Source organism: Campylobacter sp. DY7, assembly GCF_057802535.1.
In genome coordinates this window covers 100,739-117,891 of record NZ_JBYJAU010000002.1, presented here as the reverse complement: position 1 = coordinate 117,891, position 17,153 = coordinate 100,739, and the positions used below count along the sequence as shown (strand labels likewise).

19 protein-coding genes are annotated in these 17,153 nt (G+C 28.4%); 10 read left to right on the top strand and 9 right to left on the bottom strand.

All coding sequences use genetic code 11. The annotated features are described in order from the left end of the window. Positions 1 to 332: 332 nt before the first annotated feature. Genes AC1B00_RS01950 through pyrE form a run of 3 tightly spaced genes read left to right on the top strand, consistent with a single transcriptional unit; the run spans position 333 to position 2,846 of the window. Positions 333 to 1,526, top strand: coding sequence for an MFS transporter (locus tag AC1B00_RS01950; protein ID WP_488847858.1), 1,194 nt, complete (start codon positions 333 to 335; stop codon positions 1,524 to 1,526). Continuing rightward, positions 1,523 to 2,248 carry an orotidine-5'-phosphate decarboxylase gene (pyrF, locus tag AC1B00_RS01945; protein ID WP_488847857.1) on the top strand — a complete coding sequence of 242 codons (726 nt, stop codon included), beginning with the start codon at positions 1,523 to 1,525 and terminating at the stop codon, positions 2,246 to 2,248. The genes AC1B00_RS01950 and pyrF overlap by 4 nt, the downstream gene beginning before the upstream one ends. Continuing rightward, positions 2,241 to 2,846 carry an orotate phosphoribosyltransferase gene (pyrE, locus tag AC1B00_RS01940; RefSeq protein WP_239817918.1) on the top strand — a complete coding sequence of 202 codons (606 nt, stop codon included), beginning with the start codon at positions 2,241 to 2,243 and terminating at the stop codon, positions 2,844 to 2,846. Before pyrF ends, pyrE begins: the two co-directional genes overlap by 8 nt. 46 nt (positions 2,847 to 2,892) lie before the next feature. Here pyrE and AC1B00_RS01935 read toward each other — a convergent pair whose 3' ends face one another. Then, positions 2,893 to 3,834: a hypothetical protein gene (locus AC1B00_RS01935; RefSeq protein ID WP_488847856.1), complete on the bottom strand. Its 942-nt coding sequence runs from the start codon at positions 3,832 to 3,834 to the stop codon at positions 2,893 to 2,895. Between the two features lie 261 nt (positions 3,835 to 4,095). Between AC1B00_RS01935 and AC1B00_RS01930 the strand changes: the two genes are divergently transcribed. The 6 genes from AC1B00_RS01930 (at position 4,096) to AC1B00_RS01905 (ending at position 8,817) form a co-directional block, all read left to right on the top strand. Continuing rightward, a complete protein-coding gene (locus tag AC1B00_RS01930; RefSeq protein ID WP_488847855.1) occupies positions 4,096 to 5,028 on the top strand; it encodes a hypothetical protein in 933 nt (310 codons plus the stop codon). A 101-nt stretch (positions 5,029 to 5,129) separates the two neighbouring features. Beyond that, positions 5,130 to 6,137: a hypothetical protein gene (locus tag AC1B00_RS01925; RefSeq protein WP_488847854.1), complete on the top strand. Its 1,008-nt coding sequence runs from the start codon at positions 5,130 to 5,132 to the stop codon at positions 6,135 to 6,137. 157 nt (positions 6,138 to 6,294) lie between these two features. Then, positions 6,295 to 6,492 (top strand): hypothetical protein, encoded by a 198-nt coding sequence (locus AC1B00_RS01920; RefSeq protein WP_239817914.1) that lies wholly within the window; start codon positions 6,295 to 6,297, stop codon positions 6,490 to 6,492. Positions 6,493 to 6,546: 54 nt separating this feature from the next. Beyond that, the gene (locus AC1B00_RS01915; RefSeq protein WP_488847853.1) at positions 6,547 to 7,491 is read left to right on the top strand and encodes a hypothetical protein; all 945 of its coding nucleotides are present in this window, start codon (positions 6,547 to 6,549) and stop codon (positions 7,489 to 7,491) included. Between the two features lie 160 nt (positions 7,492 to 7,651). Continuing rightward, complete coding sequence (locus AC1B00_RS01910) at positions 7,652 to 7,831, top strand: hypothetical protein (RefSeq protein ID WP_239817912.1); 180 nt, start codon at positions 7,652 to 7,654, stop codon at positions 7,829 to 7,831. A 59-nt stretch (positions 7,832 to 7,890) separates the two neighbouring features. After that, complete coding sequence (locus AC1B00_RS01905; protein WP_488847851.1) at positions 7,891 to 8,817, top strand: hypothetical protein; 927 nt, start codon at positions 7,891 to 7,893, stop codon at positions 8,815 to 8,817. An 8-nt stretch (positions 8,818 to 8,825) separates the two neighbouring features. Here the strand turns inward: AC1B00_RS01905 and AC1B00_RS01900 are convergent, their stop codons facing one another. Genes AC1B00_RS01900 through AC1B00_RS01880 form a run of 5 tightly spaced genes read right to left on the bottom strand, consistent with a single transcriptional unit; the run spans position 8,826 to position 13,905 of the window. After that, on the bottom strand, positions 8,826 to 9,467 hold the full coding sequence (locus AC1B00_RS01900) for a uracil-DNA glycosylase (protein ID WP_336611241.1): 642 nt from the start codon (positions 9,465 to 9,467) through the stop codon (positions 8,826 to 8,828). Continuing rightward, positions 9,448 to 9,969 (bottom strand): ribonuclease HII, encoded by a 522-nt coding sequence (rnhB, locus tag AC1B00_RS01895; RefSeq protein ID WP_488847850.1) that lies wholly within the window; start codon positions 9,967 to 9,969, stop codon positions 9,448 to 9,450. The genes AC1B00_RS01900 and rnhB overlap by 20 nt, the downstream gene beginning before the upstream one ends. Then, positions 9,956 to 11,008: an ATP-binding protein gene (locus tag AC1B00_RS01890; protein WP_239817908.1), complete on the bottom strand. Its 1,053-nt coding sequence runs from the start codon at positions 11,006 to 11,008 to the stop codon at positions 9,956 to 9,958. Before AC1B00_RS01890 ends, rnhB begins: the two co-directional genes overlap by 14 nt. Continuing rightward, a complete protein-coding gene (gene pckA, locus AC1B00_RS01885) occupies positions 11,005 to 12,564 on the bottom strand; it encodes a phosphoenolpyruvate carboxykinase (ATP) (RefSeq protein ID WP_239817907.1) in 1,560 nt (519 codons plus the stop codon). Before pckA ends, AC1B00_RS01890 begins: the two co-directional genes overlap by 4 nt. Before the next feature lie 36 nt (positions 12,565 to 12,600). Further along, positions 12,601 to 13,905 (bottom strand): sodium-dependent transporter, encoded by a 1,305-nt coding sequence (locus AC1B00_RS01880; RefSeq protein ID WP_488847951.1) that lies wholly within the window; start codon positions 13,903 to 13,905, stop codon positions 12,601 to 12,603. 207 nt (positions 13,906 to 14,112) lie between these two features. On the opposite strand from AC1B00_RS01880, the gene tpx reads away from it, so the two are divergent. Next, positions 14,113 to 14,589 carry a thiol peroxidase gene (gene tpx / locus AC1B00_RS01875; RefSeq protein ID WP_488847849.1) on the top strand — a complete coding sequence of 159 codons (477 nt, stop codon included), beginning with the start codon at positions 14,113 to 14,115 and terminating at the stop codon, positions 14,587 to 14,589. 137 nt (positions 14,590 to 14,726) lie between these two features. On the opposite strand, the gene AC1B00_RS01870 is transcribed toward tpx, so the two are convergent. From AC1B00_RS01870 to AC1B00_RS01860, 3 genes are all read right to left on the bottom strand, one after another. After that, on the bottom strand, positions 14,727 to 15,449 hold the full coding sequence (locus AC1B00_RS01870; RefSeq protein ID WP_488847848.1) for a hypothetical protein: 723 nt from the start codon (positions 15,447 to 15,449) through the stop codon (positions 14,727 to 14,729). Between the two features lie 122 nt (positions 15,450 to 15,571). Next, the gene (locus AC1B00_RS01865) at positions 15,572 to 16,231 is read right to left on the bottom strand and encodes a hypothetical protein (protein WP_488847847.1); all 660 of its coding nucleotides are present in this window, start codon (positions 16,229 to 16,231) and stop codon (positions 15,572 to 15,574) included. A gap of 68 nt (positions 16,232 to 16,299) precedes the next feature. After that, positions 16,300 to 17,151: a universal stress protein gene (locus AC1B00_RS01860; RefSeq protein ID WP_488847845.1), complete on the bottom strand. Its 852-nt coding sequence runs from the start codon at positions 17,149 to 17,151 to the stop codon at positions 16,300 to 16,302. Between the last annotated feature and the right edge of the window lie 2 nt (positions 17,152 to 17,153).

Below are 17,153 nucleotides of genomic sequence, written 5' to 3'. Positions count from 1 at the left end.
TTACTTTATTATTTTATTTAAATATTGATAAAATACCTATAAATTAAATAAATTAGCAATTTTCTTAAAAATATATATTTAATTAATATTCTTAAGAATATAAATGTTTTAATTTAAAGCCTAATTCCGAATTCAAATTCTTGTTGATTTTTTTAAAAATGTAGAAAAATTAAACACAATTTGAGATTTTTTATAAAAAATATAAATTTTAAGCTAAAATTAATTTTAAAAAAGATAAAATAAAAAGTTTGTGCTTAAAAATAAGCTTAAGCGAAACTTAGAAAAACAAAGGCCTTTTACTTTTCTAAAACTCACGACAAGAAAGGTAAAAAATGTTTAAAAATTATACAAAAAGACAAGTTGCAATAATAACTTCGTCAGCTCTTGGAATGTGTCTTGAGATGATGGATATTATGTTTATTGCTTATGCACTTAGCTCTATTATGAATGAGTTTAATCTTAGCGGTAAAGAAGCTGGATTTATCTCAACTGCAACGAATTTAGCAATGTTAGCAGGTGGGCTTATATTTGGTTTTTTAGCTGATAGATATGGTAAGATTAAAGTATTTTCTTATTCAATTATTTTCTTTGCTGTTGGAACGGGGCTAATATTCTTCGCAAATACTTATTATTGGTTAATTTTATTTAGAGTTTTAGCAGGACTTGGTGCTGGTGGAGAATACGGCATTGGAATGAGCCTTATTAAAGATGAATTTGGCAATAAAAATATGGGGAAATACTCAAGCATTATTGCTATTTTTGGTCAAATCGGTGCTGCAATGGCTGCAATCTTAGCAGGAATGCTGCTAACTTTCGGTTGGAGATATTTATTCTTAATCGGTCTTGTGCCTGTTATTTTAGCAGTTGTAATTCGCTTAAAACTTGATGAAGCGCCAATTCAAAAATCAAGCAAACAAGAATTTCTTAAAGCATTTAAAAGCAATATTTATTTAAGCATTGCACTAAGCATTATGGCAAGTATTCAAATCGCAGGGTATTTTGGTATGATGAACTGGCTTCCTAAAATGGCTCAAACTAGCCTAAATCTAACAAGTTCAAGTGCAAGTTATTGGATGGTTAGCACTATTTTTGGAATGAGCGTTGGAATGTGGGTATTTGGTAAGTTTTTTGATAGATTTGGACCAAGACTTAGTTATGCAGTGTTTTTATTAGGCTCAGCTGCTTTAGTGTTTTCATTTGGCTTAGTTAGCAATTACACAGAGCTTTTAATAATAGGTTTTATCATAGGATTTTTTAGCAATGGAATGTTTGCTGGATATGGTGCATTAGTAAATATTTTATATCCTGCAAATGTAAGTTCAAGTGCAAATAATCTAATAATAAACACAGGTCGTGCTGTTGGGGGCTTTAGCTCAGTAATTATTGGAATATTACTTGATTTATACGGAAGTGTTGTAGTGGTTATGGGATTTTTAAGTGCTTTATACCTTATAAGTTTTTGTATTATGCTAAGCTTAAAAGAATTAAAATATGATAAGTTTTTACAACTAAAGGAGAAAAATTGAAAACAATAATTGCCTTAGATTTTGATAGTTTAGAAGAGAGCAGAAATTTTGTAAAACAAATCTCATTTGATAATTTACAAAATTACGCAAAAGAGCATAATTATGAATGCGTTATGCCTTATCTTAAAGTTGGTATGTGGCAATACTACACTGCAGGAAATGTTTTTTTAAAAGAGCTTAAAGATTTAGGTTTTAAAATATTTTTGGATTTAAAATTAATTGATATTCCAAATACAATTTATAACGCTACTAAAACGCTTTTAAAAAACGATATAGATATTTTAAGTCTTCATTCTTTTGCAGGCGAAAAAGCCTTAAAAGCAGCTGTCAATGCTAAAAATGAACTGAATAGCAAATGTGAATTATTTGGAATAAGCGTTCTTACATCTTTTAGCGAAGCTGAGTTTAAGAGTGATTTAGGATTTAATGGTTCAATTAGCGAATGCGTAAAGCAACGCGCAAATATTTGTAAAATTGCAGGTCTTGATGGCATAGTAAGTAGTGCTTATGAAGCAGAGTTTGTAAAATCTCAAGGACTTAAAAGCCTTACACCTGGCATTAGATTTAAAGGCACTGATGCAAACGATCAAGCAAGAGTTGCAACGCCAAAATTTGCACTAGAAAATAATATTGATTATATAGTAGCTGGTAGAATGATTACAAAAAGCACTAATCCTATTAGAGCTTATTTTCAATGTTTAAAAGGAGAAGAAAATGAATAAAGAAGTAGCTAGCGAAGTTGTAAAGATTTTAAAAGATTGTGAAGCGATTTTTATTAATACAAAAGAGTTTTTCACATATTCAAGTGGTATTAAAAGCCCTATATATTGTGATAATCGTGTATTAATTAGCTATCCAAAAGAAAGAAAAATAATAGCAAATCATTTAGCAAATCTAATTAAAGAAAAGGCTGGAGATGTTGATTACATAGCAGCGACAGCTACAGGAGCTATTGCTCACGGAGCTTGGGTTGCTGATATTTTAGATAAGCCTTTAATTTATATCTTATCAAAGAACAAAACCCACGGAAGAGCAAAAATGATTGAAGGAAGCTTTAAGCACGGAAGCACTTGCGTAGTATTAGAAGATTTAATCTCAAGTGGTGGTTCTAGTATAGCAGCAGTAAGCGCAGCAAGATCGCACGGACTAGATGTAAAAGGAGTATTTTCAATATTTAGCTATGAACTAAATCAAGCTAAGCAAAATTATGAAAGCATAAATTGTCCTGCATACTCACTTAGTGGATTCTCTGCATTTAGCGGATTTTTAAGTGATGAAGAAGTAAAAGTGCTAAACGAGTGGCGTGAAGCTCAAAAATAATCTTAATTCCTAATTCAAATTCTTTTAAATTTTTTAAGAATTTGAATTAGACTTTTATATCAAGCAATTTTGTTTCGCTAAGTTCATTTATGAAGTCTTTTGTATAAGATATAAAATCTCCTAGCTTATCGTTATTAATCAAATCGTTTAATTTCTCTTCACTTATTTTTAATTCATTGCTTATATTTTGGATATTAAATTTTTGTAATATTTCTTTTTCGTTATTATCTAAAGATTGTGATTTTTTAAGTTTTTCAATTATATTGTTTAGTTTGATTTGTTCTTTTACTCTTTTAATTTCTTCTTCTGCTATATCAACATTAGCTTGTTTGTGAAGTGGAATGCTCATAAAAGGCTGATCATCAAAAAATACTCCGTATTCATAAACAATATCTTTAAAATCATATTTTTCAGCAATTGTTATATAACCATCAAGATTTTTATCCATACTAATAGTTTTATCAAGTGCTTTGCTAATACTGCCTGCATTATCTTTATTGATAGCAAAAAGACTTGGAACATAACTTGCAACTTTAGTAACTTGTCCTGAACCATCTTTAGTTGGCTCTATATATAAAGAAAATGCTCCTATAGTATAATTAATTTCTTTTTTATCTACTTCTCCATCGTTATTTCTATCAGCTGCTAAAAAATTACTTTTATATGCCACATCACTAAACCACCCAGCTACAAAACTTGCTGCATCTTTATCTAAGATAATGCCTTTATTAGTATTAATAAAATTATCTTCATTAAAAAAGTCTTTTAATCTATTTATATTGCTTTCGCTAAGTTTTACTCCGATATTGCTCTCATCAAATTTAAAAAATACATTGTAATTTTGCTCTTTATTTGTCTTAATCTCAAAATTATTTTTATTTATATTATCTTTTAAATTGCTAATATCTTTAGTATTTAATTCTTTAGTTTTAACATTATCAGCCCAAGAAATTGCTATATTTTTTACTTGCGATATGTCTATTTTCATAAAACTCCTTTATTGCTTTAAATCGGTTAGATTACAAAAATCTTAATTCCTATTTCAAATTCTTTAAGAATTTAAAATCGGAATTAGCTAATTGTTACTTATCGTTACGAACTAACTATTTTTTTAAATGTAATTACAATATGTTTTATATAAATTAGATTATAATAATTCAAATCAATTTTGCAAGGTATGAGTCCTAGAGATAATTGGAATGGAATATAAATATTTAGGTAAGCAAAAAGCTTACCTAAAAGGATAAATATGAGATTGTCAAGCACAAATATAACTAAGCCAATTTTAAATGTTATTCCTATAAATACTAAAGCTTTTAATAATATAGTATTTCATAAAGCTGAGCAAATTAACTCAAGTGATATTAAAAATATAAATAATTTAGAATATAAAACTAATAAAAATGAAGATTATAATACTTATTTTTCTATTGAAAACAAAACAATTGGCATTAAATTGAGTAATAAAAATTATGAAAAATTGCACGAATTTTTTAATGAAGACAATTTTAAATGTATAGATGATAAATTGATTTTAGAAAAAGATGTTGCTTCGTATGTTGGTTCTTGGTTTAATCATGTAGCTTTTAAACAAAATTATATAAATGCAGATATTAATAAAAATGGAATTTTGAGTAAAAACGAAATGCTTGACATAAAAATACAATTGCCAAATAGTGATGTTTTTACTAATATTGGTAAAGTAGATATAGATTGCCTAGAACTTTTAGGGGATATTGATAATTATACAAGTATTAGCAATTTGATGAATTATTATATTCAAAATGATAAAAATTATGATTTAAAAATTACAGGTTTAGAAAAAAATGGAGTAGCTGGAATTAATTATGCAGTAGAAATTACTATGAATAATATTGATAAGAGTAAATTAGAGCAAAGCATTAAAAAAGCTGCTGAAGAAGATATCAAAAGACAAAGTGATTTGTCAAATGCTTTCAATAAAATAAATAATAATGATTATGACAAATTAAGTGATGATGAAAAAGAACTTTTAAAATCATTGCAAATTGAAATTAAAGAAAATATTGCAAAAACTTTAAAAATAAGCGAAGATAAATTAAAAGATTTAATTAGTAGCGATAAATTAAAAGATTTTATATCTTATACAAAAGACTTTATAAATGAACTTAGCGAAACAAAATTGCTTGATATTAAAGCTTAATTCCTATTTCAAATTCTTTACAAATTTTAAAGGAATTTGAAATAGGAATTAAGATTTTTGCAATCTAGCCGATTTAAAGAAATAAACATTAAGGATTATTCATGAAACACTATATCAACAATACTGCTAACACTGCTGTTATGTGGCAAAGTCAAGTTGCTAAAAAAGAATTAAGCACACAAGAGCTAGCAAGTATAAATGCTAGTATAGAAAACAATTCTTTTAGTATTAAAACAAACAGAGCGCAAGATTACAACACTTATTTTAAATTTAATAATGAAAACATAGGAGTGAAATTAAATGAAGCTAGCATTGAAAAATTAAAAGAATTTTTTGATAGCGATAATTTCATTGAAACTAGCAAAGGCATTATCTTAGATAAAGATGCAGCTAGCTATGTCGCTGGTTGGTTTAGTGATATTGCGTATAAACAAAAATTCTTAGAAGCCGATAGTAATAATAATGGAGAATTAACTCATAAAGAAGCAAGAATTACATTAGGTGGATTTCGTGAAGATGCAGTTCTTATAACCGATGAAAAAACCAAAGAAAAATATATAATCTCAAATGCTATTACTAAAACTTATGAAGAAAGTAGTTTTTTACCAAAAAATGATGCTTATTATTCAGATATTTCAAGTTCTATAAATGATGCTATAAAAGATGATAAAAACCTTGATGGTATTATTACATTTGCTGAGTTTATGGATGTTGGCGAGAAGGGATATTTTGAAGATTTTATGAATGATAGTAGCTCTAATGCTCCTGCAATTAGCCTTGATGATTTGATAAATGGACTTACTAAGCACTCTAAGCAGCTTGCCGAAAAAGCTGAAGAAAAACTTGCCGAAGTAATTGCAAAGATTAAAAAACTTGGAGTTAGTAAGCTTGATCAAAGCGATAAAGATGTATTAATTCATCTAGGAATTGACCCTGCACCTTATGAGAATGAGTTTAGACTAAAACAAAGTATAAGCGATAAGCTAAAGATAAGCCCTAGCAAGGTTGAAAATCTAGCAAGTGAAAATAAATTAGATGAGTTTGTAAAATTTAGTCAAGATTTTATAAATGAACTTAGCGTAACAAAGCTACTTAATATAAAAGCCTAATTCCGATTTTAAATTCCTTACAATTTTAAAAGAATTTAAAATAGGAATTAGCTAATTGTTACTTATTGTTACAAACTAATTATTTTTTAAATAAAATCATAATAGTATTTATTTAAATTAGATTATAATAATTCAAATCAATTTCGCAAGGTATTTTATGAAAAAAGCAGTTTTAGCTATTTTAGCTTTAGGTTTTATTACGAGCGCAAGTGCGTATTCTTGGAATTACTACTATACAGGCAGTGGTGCTTGGAGATGGCCTTTTATAAGTGCTGAAAGGGATAGCTTAAAAAGACAGCCAATAAATTGTTATTACGATTTTAATCAACACAGAAGAGTATGTTTTAACGATTAATTAAATGCTAGTTATCCTAGAATTTAATTTGCTAATAATTTTAAAGGATTTTTTATGAGACATTATCTAGGAAACTCTTTAAATACACCAGTAGTTTGGCAAGACTTTGTAGCTAAAAAAGATTTAAGCACACACGATATAACAAGTATAAATGCTAGTATAAAAAACAATTTTTTTAATATTAAAACAAACAAAGCGCAAGATTATAATGTATTTTTTAGATTCAATGAGAACAATATCGGCGTAAAGCTAAATGAAAATAATATTGAAAAATTAAAAGAATTTTTTGATAGTGATAATTTCATTGAAACTAGCAAAGGCATTATCTTAGATAAAGACGCAGCAAGTTATGTGGCTGGCTGGTTTAGTGATATTGCTTATAAACAAAAATTCCTTGAAGCTGATAGTAATAATAACGGAGAGCTAAGCAATAAGGAAGGAAAAAAGACATTAAGCTATGTGTATGAAAGAACTGAGATTAGAGAAGATATTAAAGGTGCATATATAATTACTAGTTATGTAAAAGGCTATGAAGAGAGTAAATTTTTAGCAGATAATAATGAGTATTATACTGACATTAGTAATTCTTTAAATCTTACTTTAAAATATGATAAAAACCTTGATGGAGTGATAATATTTAGCGAATTTTTAGATGTAGGTGAAAATGGATATTTTGAAGATAATTTAGAAGCAACTAATAATAAAAACAATGACGATTTGATTAATACATATAAGCTTACAAATACAGATAAATTAAAAGAAAAAGAATTAGAAGAATTAAAAAAATTAACAGCCTTAGCAAAGCTAAAAAATCAAGGCTTAGAAAGTCTTACAAATGATGAAAAGAAACTATTAAAAGATTTTGCTATAAATCTTAATATAAGCGAAGATAAATTAAAAGATTTAATTAGTAGCGATAAATTAAAAGATTTTATATCTTATACAAAAGATTTTATAAATGAACTTAGCGAAACAAAATTGCTTGATATAAAAGCCTAATTCCGATTTTAAATTCCTTGCAAATTTTAAAAGAATTTGAAATAGGAATTAGCTAATTGTTACTTATAGTTACAAACTAATTATTTTTTTTAAATAAAATCATAATACTATTTATTTAAATTAGATTATAATAATTCAAATCAATTTTGTAGGGTATTTTATGAAAAAAGCAGTTTTAGCTATTTTAGCTTTAGGTTTTATTACGAGCGCAAGTGCGTATTCTTGGAGTGATTATTTCACAGGCAGTGGTCCTTTTGGCTGGGCTTTCAATTCTTCAGCAAGAGATAGTGTAATGCCGCAAAAAGAAGGCTGGAAACCGCCTAGATTACCAAGATATTAAAACATCAATTAATATATACTTTTACTAAATTACTTTAGTAAAAGTATTAAGGAAAATTTATGAAAATAGACATATCGCAAGTAAAAGATATAGCTATACTTTGGGCTGATAATGTTAAAGCTAAAGAATTAAATACTAAAGATATTAGCAATTTAAAAGATAATATAAATAAAAATAATTTTGAGATTAAGACAAATAAAGAGCAAAATTACAATGTATTTTTTAAATTTGATGAGAGCAATATTGGAGTAAAACTTAGCGAAAGCAATGTAAATAGATTAAAAGACTTTTTTAATGAAGATAATTTCATTGATACTAGCAAAGGCATTATCTTAGATAAAGATGCAGCAAGTTTTGTAGCTGGTTGGTTTAGCGATATAGCATATAAAAGAAATTATCTTGCAGCTGATAGAAATAACGATGGAGAAGTAGATAAACAAGAAATTAATTATACTATAGAAGCATTTTCTTTATATGTGGAACCAACCAAAGATGATTCAGGGCAAGCCACTAAAGTTGCAAGCTATATTCCAAGTATTTTTGCTATCAATAAAGATAATGCAAGTAGTATTAGCAAAGCACTTGATGGAACTATTAGTATGGATAAAAATCTTGATGGTTATATAACAACTGCCGAAGAATATAACAATTCTAATACTGCTTATGAATACGGAGTGTTTTTTGATAATCAACCTTTTATGAGTATTCCTAGAGTTAATATCTTAGCAAGTATAGAAAAATTAAAAGAAAAAGAATTAAAAGAAATAAAAAAAATAACAACCTTAGAGAAATTAAACACTCAAGGTCAAGATGCGCTTAATGATGATGAAAAGAAACTATTAAAAGATTTTGCTATTAATCTTAACATAAGCGAAGATAAATTAAAAGATTTAATAAGTAGCGATAAGCTAGGAGATTTTATATCTTATACAAAAGATTTTATAAATGAACTAAGCGACACAAAATTGCTTGATATAAAAGTATAATTCCGATTTTAAGAATTTGAAATAGGAATTAGCCAAGAAATTTCTTTAATATTTTTTGATTTTAAAAATTCATTGCATTTTAAAAAATGTTGATTATTAAAAAATTTTCCCCTTGCAAGTGGGCTTGGGTGTGCTGAGCTTAGGATTAAATGCTTGTTAGTATCAATAAATCCTGCAAAATCATTTGCAAATTTTCCCCATAGCATAAAGACTAAATCATTATAATCATCATTAATTCTTCTAATAACATAAGTAAAAAAATCTTCCCACAAATGCTTATGTGAATTAGCTTTGCCCTTTTGCACGCTAAGGCTTGCATTTAATAACGCTACGCCTTGTCTTGCTAAATAGCTCAAATCACTTTGCAAAATCACAGCTTCATTTGGATAATCATTTAAGATTTCTTTAAAAATATTCTTTAAACTAGGCGGAGTTTTAATGCTTGATGAAAACGCTAAGCCATCAGCACTTCCATCATGATAAGGGTCTTGTCCTATAATCACTACTTTTGGCACTTCACATAAGCTAAAGGCTTTAAACAAATCTTGCCTTTTTGGATAAATGATTTTGCTCTCATATTCGCTATTTAAAGTATTTAATAGCTCTTGTCCTTTTTGTGTATTTAAATATTCATTTACTATATTTAGCACAAAAACTTCTCCTATGAATAGCACTTAAGCCGTGTTTTTTAATAGCTTCTATATGAAGCTTTGTTCCGTAGCCTTTATGAGATTTGTAATTATATAAATCATCATCTAAATTAGTCATATAAAAATCTCTGCTAACCTTAGCTAAAATGCTTGCAGCCATTACGCAAGGCTTGGTCTCATCAGCATTTATTAGAGTTTTTATACCCATTCCATAATCAGTATTTCCATCAAATAATAATTCATCTTTATTAAACTTAAGAGTAATCTCGCCTAAAGCCTTTTGATAAGCTGCTCTAATGCCAAAATTATCTATATATTCATTATCAACAAATACTATTAAATGCTCTGAGTTTTCTTTGATTATTTCATATAAATTCTCACGCTTTTTTGCACTTAGTTTTTTGCTATCGTTTAGCTCATTTATATTTATTTTTAGCTTACAAGCTGCAAGCACCAATGGACCCGCAAATGCTCCACGCCCTGCTTCATCAATCCCAATCATTTAATTCCTTTGAAATTAGCCAAGTATTTAATGTTTGCCCTATAAATTTCACACCATCAAAACTATCTTTAAACTGCTCGTTTAATGAAAGCACTAAAATCTGATTAATACCTAAATCTTTAGCTCTTTTGCTTAGTTTTTTGCTCTTTAATTTTATAAAATCTTTATTTGTAAATGCTTCACATAATATTCCTAAATTTGCTGATTTTATTATAAAGCTTATATCATAATCATAAAAAATCTCATCATAAACCATTAAAAGCTCATTAGCTATTAAATTCTCATAAGTTTTAGAAAAATCCTTTTTAAAACTAAGCGAGTTTTTCATTGAAAAATCACAAAAATAAGGCTTTTTGAGATTTTTATCAATATGTTTTACCCAATGTAATAAAAACTTATCTTCAAGTGAATATATACATTTAAAAAAATCATTTTTTGAGATTTTTTTATGCTTTAAAAACTCTTTAAAAAGATTTAAAATGCTTGTTTGAGTGCCTATTTTTAATGCAAGTTCTTTTAAAGCTATTATTTCGTTTTCGCTTAAGCTTTGCTTTAATATTTTTTGAGTATTTAAGGCTGCATTTAATGCGCTTAGTTCAACATTTGCGGGATTTTGCCCTAATAATAAATAATTTGATAAATGTTCGCTTGGGCTGTAATTTTTCTTTGAAAATGAAATAAATTCTTCATAATCTAAAAAATCAAGCTTTATTTTAATAAAGTCTTTGTATGAATAATTTTTATTAGAGCTTAAAATATAACAACGCTCTAAATTTCCTAATTCAAATTCCGTGCAAGGTTCGTTTATAATAAGGTTTTTTATATTGTTTTTTTCTATAAAGCTTTTAAAATCTGCATTTATAAATCTTAAATCGCTCATATCAATATAAGCAAAATCATCTAAATTATAAAATGCTAAAGATTTTTTGCCACTAGAGATTGCCCCACAAATTAGGGCAAATCTAGGTAGCGAATCTAGTTTTCTTGGCTTTAAGCCGTCTTTACTTATTTTAAATTGTAAAAAACTCTCTAAACTCATATTATTGGACTAGCGTCTAAGAACTCATTTGCCTTATCGCCGTATCTTTTGAAATTTTCAACAAACATCTTAGCTAATTTATCTCTAGTAGCTATGAAATCCGCTTCATTTTCCCAAGTCTTAATAGGATATAATAATTTCTCATCAACACCTGCTAAGCTTTTTGGAACTGCTAAATTAAATACATCATAATTATAAAATTCACTATTTTTAATAGAACCATCTAAAATAGCATTAATGCAAGCTCTAGTAGCCTTTATGCTCATTCTCTTACCAACGCCATAGCTTCCACCGCTCCAGCCAGTATTTACTAAATACACATCAACATTATGCTTTTTAATCTTTTCGCCTAATAATTTCGCATATACACTAGGAGCAAGCGGCATAAATGGCTCTCCAAAGCAAGCGCTAAATGTAGCAACAGGCTCTTTTATACCACGCTCAGTTCCTGCAACTTTTGCAGTATAACCGCTTAAAAAATAATACATTGCTTGAGTGATATTAAGCTTACTAACAGGAGGTAAAACACCGAACGCATCAGCACATAAGAAGATTATATTGCTTGGATGTCCTGCTTTTAGGCTTGGTTCGTGATTTGTGATATGCTCTATTGGATAACTTACACGAGTATTTTCTGTCTTACTAGCATCGCAAAAATCTACTTCTTTAGTGCAAGTGATAACAACATTTTCAAGTAAAGCATTACGCTTAATCGCTGCATAAATTTCAGGCTCACTAGCTGGGTCAAGATTAATACATTTTGCATAGCAACCTCCCTCAAAATTAAACACTCCATTATCATCCCAACCATGCTCATCATCACCTATTAAAGCACGATTTGCGTCTGTGCTAAGAGTTGTTTTACCCGTGCCACTAAGCCCAAAGAATAAACAAACATCGCCATCTTTACCAACGTTTGCACTACAATGCATACTCATTTTTCCTTGTAATGGTAGCCAGTAATTCATCATAGAAAATACACCTTTTTTCATCTCGCCACCATACCAAGTGCCAAGAATTAAACCTATGTTATTTTCTATATCAAAACCTACAAAAACATCACTATTTAAATCTTGATGTTTATACATTTCGTTTTTTAATTTACAAGCATTTATTATTGTAAAATCAGGTTTAAAGTCTTTTAATTCTTCATCGCTTGGGCGAATAAACATATTTTTTACAAAGTGTGCTTGCCAAGCGATTTCGGTTATAAATCTGATTTTTTTTCTACTATCTAGGCTAGCTCCGCAAAATACATCCATAACATAAAGTTTTTTGCCGTTTAAATACTCTTTTGCTCTTCTTAAATTATCATTAAAAGTATCTTTGGTGCAAGCTCTATTAACGCTTCCCCACGCTATATTTTCGCTTGATGGATTTGCATTTACAAAATACTTATCTTTAGGGCTTCTTCCTGTAAAAATCCCAGTATCTACTGCAAAAGTGTCATTTTGACAAACTTCACCCTCACGGCACTCTAACTCATGAGCTCTTAACTCATCATAACTTAAGTTATAAAAAATCTTGCTAGGCTCTATGCCTAAATCTTGTAACATCTTTAACTCCTCTTTTTTCTTAAAAATTGCATCATTTTACTTCAAAAAACTTCCTAAGGGGTAAAAATTATTAATTAATATCAAAATTATTGCAATAGGTGTTACGAATTTTAAAAAAACAAAATAAAACTTAGTTAGTTTTTTGCCAAACATAGGTAAAAAGATTTTAAAAAACGAATATCTTTTCATCAAAAACCCAGCATAAATGCTAGAAAACAATACTCCTAAAGGTAGCATTATATTGCTTGTTAAAAAATCAAGCATACCAAAAGCATCAAAGCTAAGCTTTCCTGCCATTCCTAAAAGTGCTAAAATACCTATTATATAAACAAAAGCTCCTATTAAAACTAAAGCTTTTGCTCTACTCATTTTTCTTTCAAGATAGAAAGTAAATGGCTCTATCATTGAAACAGCACTTGTAATTCCTGCAAAAAATAAAGCCACAAAAAAGCTTAAAGCTAAAATCTCTCCTACAAGCCCTAATTTTGCAAAAAGTGTTGTAAGACTAACGAACACTAACCCTGCTCCGCTTTCATTAGGATTTGCACCAAATGTAAAGATGAAAGTAAATACAATAAGCCCCATTATAAGACCTATAATTAGATTTATAAATACTACAAAAAGACTTGAGCTTAAAATATTTGTTTCATTATTTAGGCTTGCTGCATAAGTGCTAATACAACCAATCCCAAGGCATAGTGTAAATAAACTAAGACCTAAAGCATCTAGCAAAGAATTAAGCCCTAATTTAGAAAAATCAGGTTTAAACAAAAACTCGCAAGCCTTTAAAAAACCATCTTGAGTAAGGCTAAAACCAAGCATTAATAAAAGTATCACAAAAAGTGCAGGCATAAGCACTACATTTAATTTTTCTATACCATTAATTATCCCACGACTTACTACATAAATCGTTAAAAAAAAGCAAAAGCTAAAGCATAAAATACTTTTAAAAATATCATTTGAAATGGTGTTTTGAAACAATGCCCCCGCTTCTTTAATATCATTAGGCAAAGAAAAACTTAAAAATATATAATGAAAAACTAAAGATAAAATAACCAAATAAAAGCTTAAAACAAATATTCCTGTAAGCATAAAAACACCACCAAGCTTACACAAATTAGGCTTGAATCTAGCAAGTGTAAAATAACTTGTCGCTAAATCACTCTTTGTGATTTTTCCTAGTGCAATTTCTGCTAAAAACAACGATAAACCTAAGCTTAAACATAAGAATAAATAAAGTAATACGAAAGCCGAACCACCATTAAGTCCTACCATCGTAGGGAATTTCCAAGCATTGCCAAGTCCAACAGCACCACCTGCAAGGGCTAAGACAAAACCTATTTTAGAAAACGTGCTCCTAGCTGAGCCAAAGTAAACTCCTCATATAATTTCTCCTTTTAAATAAAGTTAAAAACCGAATAATAGCTTAAAAGAAAACTTTATGCAAGATAAATAAATTTAATTATTTTCAAAAACTTTCAATTTTAATAATCGTTTTGTAACCAAAAATAGGAATAATTTTGTCTTATTTTAAAAAAGGAGAATTTTATGAAAGTTAATTTTAAAGGTAACCCAGTTGCAATCAGCGAAGCAATTAAAGTTGGAGATAGTATAAAAGATACTAAAGTAGTAGGAAAAGATTTAAATGTTGTTAATCTAAATGAAGATGCAATCGTAATTTGCGTTCCTAGTATTGATACACCTGTATGTGCAAAAGAAGCTCGTGAGTTTAACGTAAAAGCTAATAAACTTGGAATGAAAGTTTATGTTGTAAGTATGGATTTACCTTTTGCTATGGGTAGATTTTGTTCAGCTGAAGGATTAGAAAACATAATTCCTGTAAGCGATTTTAGATACGGCGAATTCGTTAAAAACTATGGCTGTAGAGTTTTAGAAGGCGCTTTAGAAGGACTTACTACAAGAGCAATTTTTGTTCAAAAAGCTGGCAAAATAGTTTATAGCGAAGTATGCGCTGAAATCACTGAATTACCAGACTTTGACGCTTTAGAAAAAGCTCTAGCATAATTTTTAATATCTAAATCTTAGGATTTAGATATTTAAATTCCTATTTCAAATTCCTTGATTTTTTTGCTTGAAATTCTAAGGAATTTGAAATAGGATTTTAGTTCCGTGCTAAAAAGCACGGATAAAAATTAGTTAAATTAGAAGTGAAAACCTAAGCCAAGATTTATATAAATATTATTGTTTTTTTGTGAAAATAAATTATCTTTTACACCTAATTTTGAGCTTACATAAGGGCTAAAGCGAGACTCGGTAGTATTAAACAGCATACCTACTGATATATCGTAAGCATTTCTACTCTTTTTAACATCAAAATCTTTTTTAACGTCATCAAAATAATCATTGCTTAAATAAAAATTATAATAAGCATCAAGAGTTACCATATATTTTTTTGTATCAAATGGCTTTGATAATGCACTAAAACCAAATTTTAAGCCCTTAATACCATAATTAGCACCGCCTCTAATGCCCATATGATGATAAGCAAGACCACCCATTAAGTTAAGGCTTAATTCATCTTCATAATCTTCGTTAAAAAACATTCCGTATCCAATCAAAGCGCTAAAGTCAAACTGAGCATTCCTAACAACCGGAACTATATCATCAAATTTATATTTGTAATTATTCCAAAAATAATTCGCCTCAAAATTCCAAACAAACTCAGAATCAACTTCATGCTCTTTATAGGTTTTAATATAGCCATTTACATCCCAATTGTTCTTATCCAAATATTCTTTGCCATTGATTACAAAAATTGTTTTAGAAGTAGATAAAAATCCTAAACTAATGCCAGAGTAAGTTCCAGCATTTGCACCAATGCTTAATGCACTTAAACAAATTGTTGAAAATAACAATTTTTTCATTCATTCTCCTTTTAAAGTCAAAAAGAGAATAATACCCCCCCCCCATTCTTAAAATAAGCTTAAAAAAATAAATGAAAATCAAAAGAAGTCCGTGCCAAAAAGCACGGATAAAATTAGTTAAATTAGAATTTATAGCCTAAGCCGATATTAAAATAAGTATTGTTTAGTTTGTCTGAAAATAATGAATCCTTTGTTCCTACATTAATTTTAGTATATAAACCTTCTTTGCTTGAATTAAATTTATATAAAGCACCTAGCTCTGCACTAAAGAAGTTTTCTTTTCTATCTTCAATTATGTCATAATCTAAATAGCGATTAAAATAAGCATCTAAAGTAACGCCAAATTGTTTGCTCTCGCCAAACTTAGCAAGTGTGCTAAATCCTACTTTTGCGTATGGTGTATGAACGCTAATTGAATCATTAAGTGGTTTATACTTATTTTCTGCAAGATTAATTCCAGCACCTGCTAATAAGTTTAGACTAAAATCAGATGAAAAATACATACCATATCCAAGTAAAAGCTCTGCATTTACATTTGTATAGCCATAATCATCTTTACTCTTCGTATCGTAGCCTACTCTAAATGATTTTACGAAGCTTGAGTTTTCATCGCTTTCTTTGTAATCACGAATATAAGCACCGATGCTAAACATATTTCCTATGCTCTCGCCTTCGTTTGCTTTATTTGCTATTGAGCCAAACTCAATACCTGAGTAATAATCAGCATTAGCACCAACGCATAATGCACCTAAACAAATTGTTGAAAATAACAATTTTTTCATATTTTCTCCTTTTAAAAAACTTAAAAGAAGAATAATACCCCCCCCCGTTCTTAAAATAAACTTAAAATTTAAATTCCTATTTCAAATTCTTTGTAATTTTTTAAGATTAGTAAAGGTAGCTTTGATTTTTTTAAAACTTCGTTTGTAAAAGAGCCAAAAATTATATGTTTTATAGCCATATTTTTATAAGCTCCCATTACGATAATATCAAAATTATTATTATGTGCGTAATCTACCAAATCACTAGGACTAGTTCTATCTAATATCTCAAGGCTTATTGCTTTATTGTATTTATCAAAAACTTTTTTTCCTTTTTCTAAAATCTCTTTAGCTTTTTTCTCATCTTTACTTAGATGAATTAAAACTCTTGAAGCATTTTTGATTATTGGATTTACTAAAACTTTGTTTAAAGCTTTGTCTAAATTATCGCTTCCATCATAAGCATATAATGCTTTATCAATAGAATGAAAATCTTTATTTGCTAATAAAATAGGAAGATTAACGCTTTTTATAATTTCTTTTATCTGCAAATCTTGTTCGTTATCAAGCAATTTTCCTACCACTAATAATTTATAATCTTTTTCAATAATAGTGATTAAATTAGCTAAATCTCCATGAAGATGAAGAGTATTTGCAATAACTCCTGCGTTTTCGCAATATTTTTGATAATAGTTTAATAATTCTTTCCCATCTTTATCTTTAGCTTGTTCATCTTTTTCTTTATGTTTTGCAAATTCTTCAAAAACCTTTGGCTCAAAATTAGGATTTATAGTGATATTTATCTCTAAATCATCACTTTGCTCTAATGCGTGTAAAAGCGTAACACCAGCTCCTAATAAATTCGCAAAATAAATCGCAGCATCACAAACGCCTTTTGCGTTTTCTTTAGTATCTATGCAAGCTAAAATATATTGTTTCATCT

What these genes read in the sequence shown, in the direction of transcription:
- AC1B00_RS01910 (WP_239817912.1), top strand. Translation starts at nt 7,652, where the DNA reads ATGAAAAAAGCAGTTTTAGCTATTTTAGCTTTAGGTTTTATTACGAGC.
- AC1B00_RS01870 (WP_488847848.1), bottom strand. Translation starts at nt 15,449, where the DNA reads ATGAAAAAATTGTTATTTTCAACAATTTGTTTAAGTGCATTAAGCATT.
- rnhB (WP_488847850.1), bottom strand. Translation starts at nt 9,969, where the DNA reads ATGATTGGGATTGATGAAGCAGGGCGTGGAGCATTTGCGGGTCCATTG.
- AC1B00_RS01915 (WP_488847853.1), top strand. Translation starts at nt 6,547, where the DNA reads ATGAGACATTATCTAGGAAACTCTTTAAATACACCAGTAGTTTGGCAA.
- AC1B00_RS01930 (WP_488847855.1), top strand. Translation starts at nt 4,096, where the DNA reads ATGAGATTGTCAAGCACAAATATAACTAAGCCAATTTTAAATGTTATT.
- AC1B00_RS01905 (WP_488847851.1), top strand. Translation starts at nt 7,891, where the DNA reads ATGAAAATAGACATATCGCAAGTAAAAGATATAGCTATACTTTGGGCT.
- pyrE (WP_239817918.1), top strand. Translation starts at nt 2,241, where the DNA reads ATGAATAAAGAAGTAGCTAGCGAAGTTGTAAAGATTTTAAAAGATTGT.
- AC1B00_RS01950 (WP_488847858.1), top strand. Translation starts at nt 333, where the DNA reads ATGTTTAAAAATTATACAAAAAGACAAGTTGCAATAATAACTTCGTCA.
- tpx (WP_488847849.1), top strand. Translation starts at nt 14,113, where the DNA reads ATGAAAGTTAATTTTAAAGGTAACCCAGTTGCAATCAGCGAAGCAATT.
- AC1B00_RS01925 (WP_488847854.1), top strand. Translation starts at nt 5,130, where the DNA reads ATGAAACACTATATCAACAATACTGCTAACACTGCTGTTATGTGGCAA.
- AC1B00_RS01890 (WP_239817908.1), bottom strand. Translation starts at nt 11,008, where the DNA reads ATGAGTTTAGAGAGTTTTTTACAATTTAAAATAAGTAAAGACGGCTTA.
- AC1B00_RS01935 (WP_488847856.1), bottom strand. Translation starts at nt 3,834, where the DNA reads ATGAAAATAGACATATCGCAAGTAAAAAATATAGCAATTTCTTGGGCT.
- AC1B00_RS01920 (WP_239817914.1), top strand. Translation starts at nt 6,295, where the DNA reads ATGAAAAAAGCAGTTTTAGCTATTTTAGCTTTAGGTTTTATTACGAGC.
- AC1B00_RS01860 (WP_488847845.1), bottom strand. Translation starts at nt 17,151, where the DNA reads ATGAAACAATATATTTTAGCTTGCATAGATACTAAAGAAAACGCAAAA.
- AC1B00_RS01865 (WP_488847847.1), bottom strand. Translation starts at nt 16,231, where the DNA reads ATGAAAAAATTGTTATTTTCAACAATTTGTTTAGGTGCATTATGCGTT.
- pckA (WP_239817907.1), bottom strand. Translation starts at nt 12,564, where the DNA reads ATGTTACAAGATTTAGGCATAGAGCCTAGCAAGATTTTTTATAACTTA.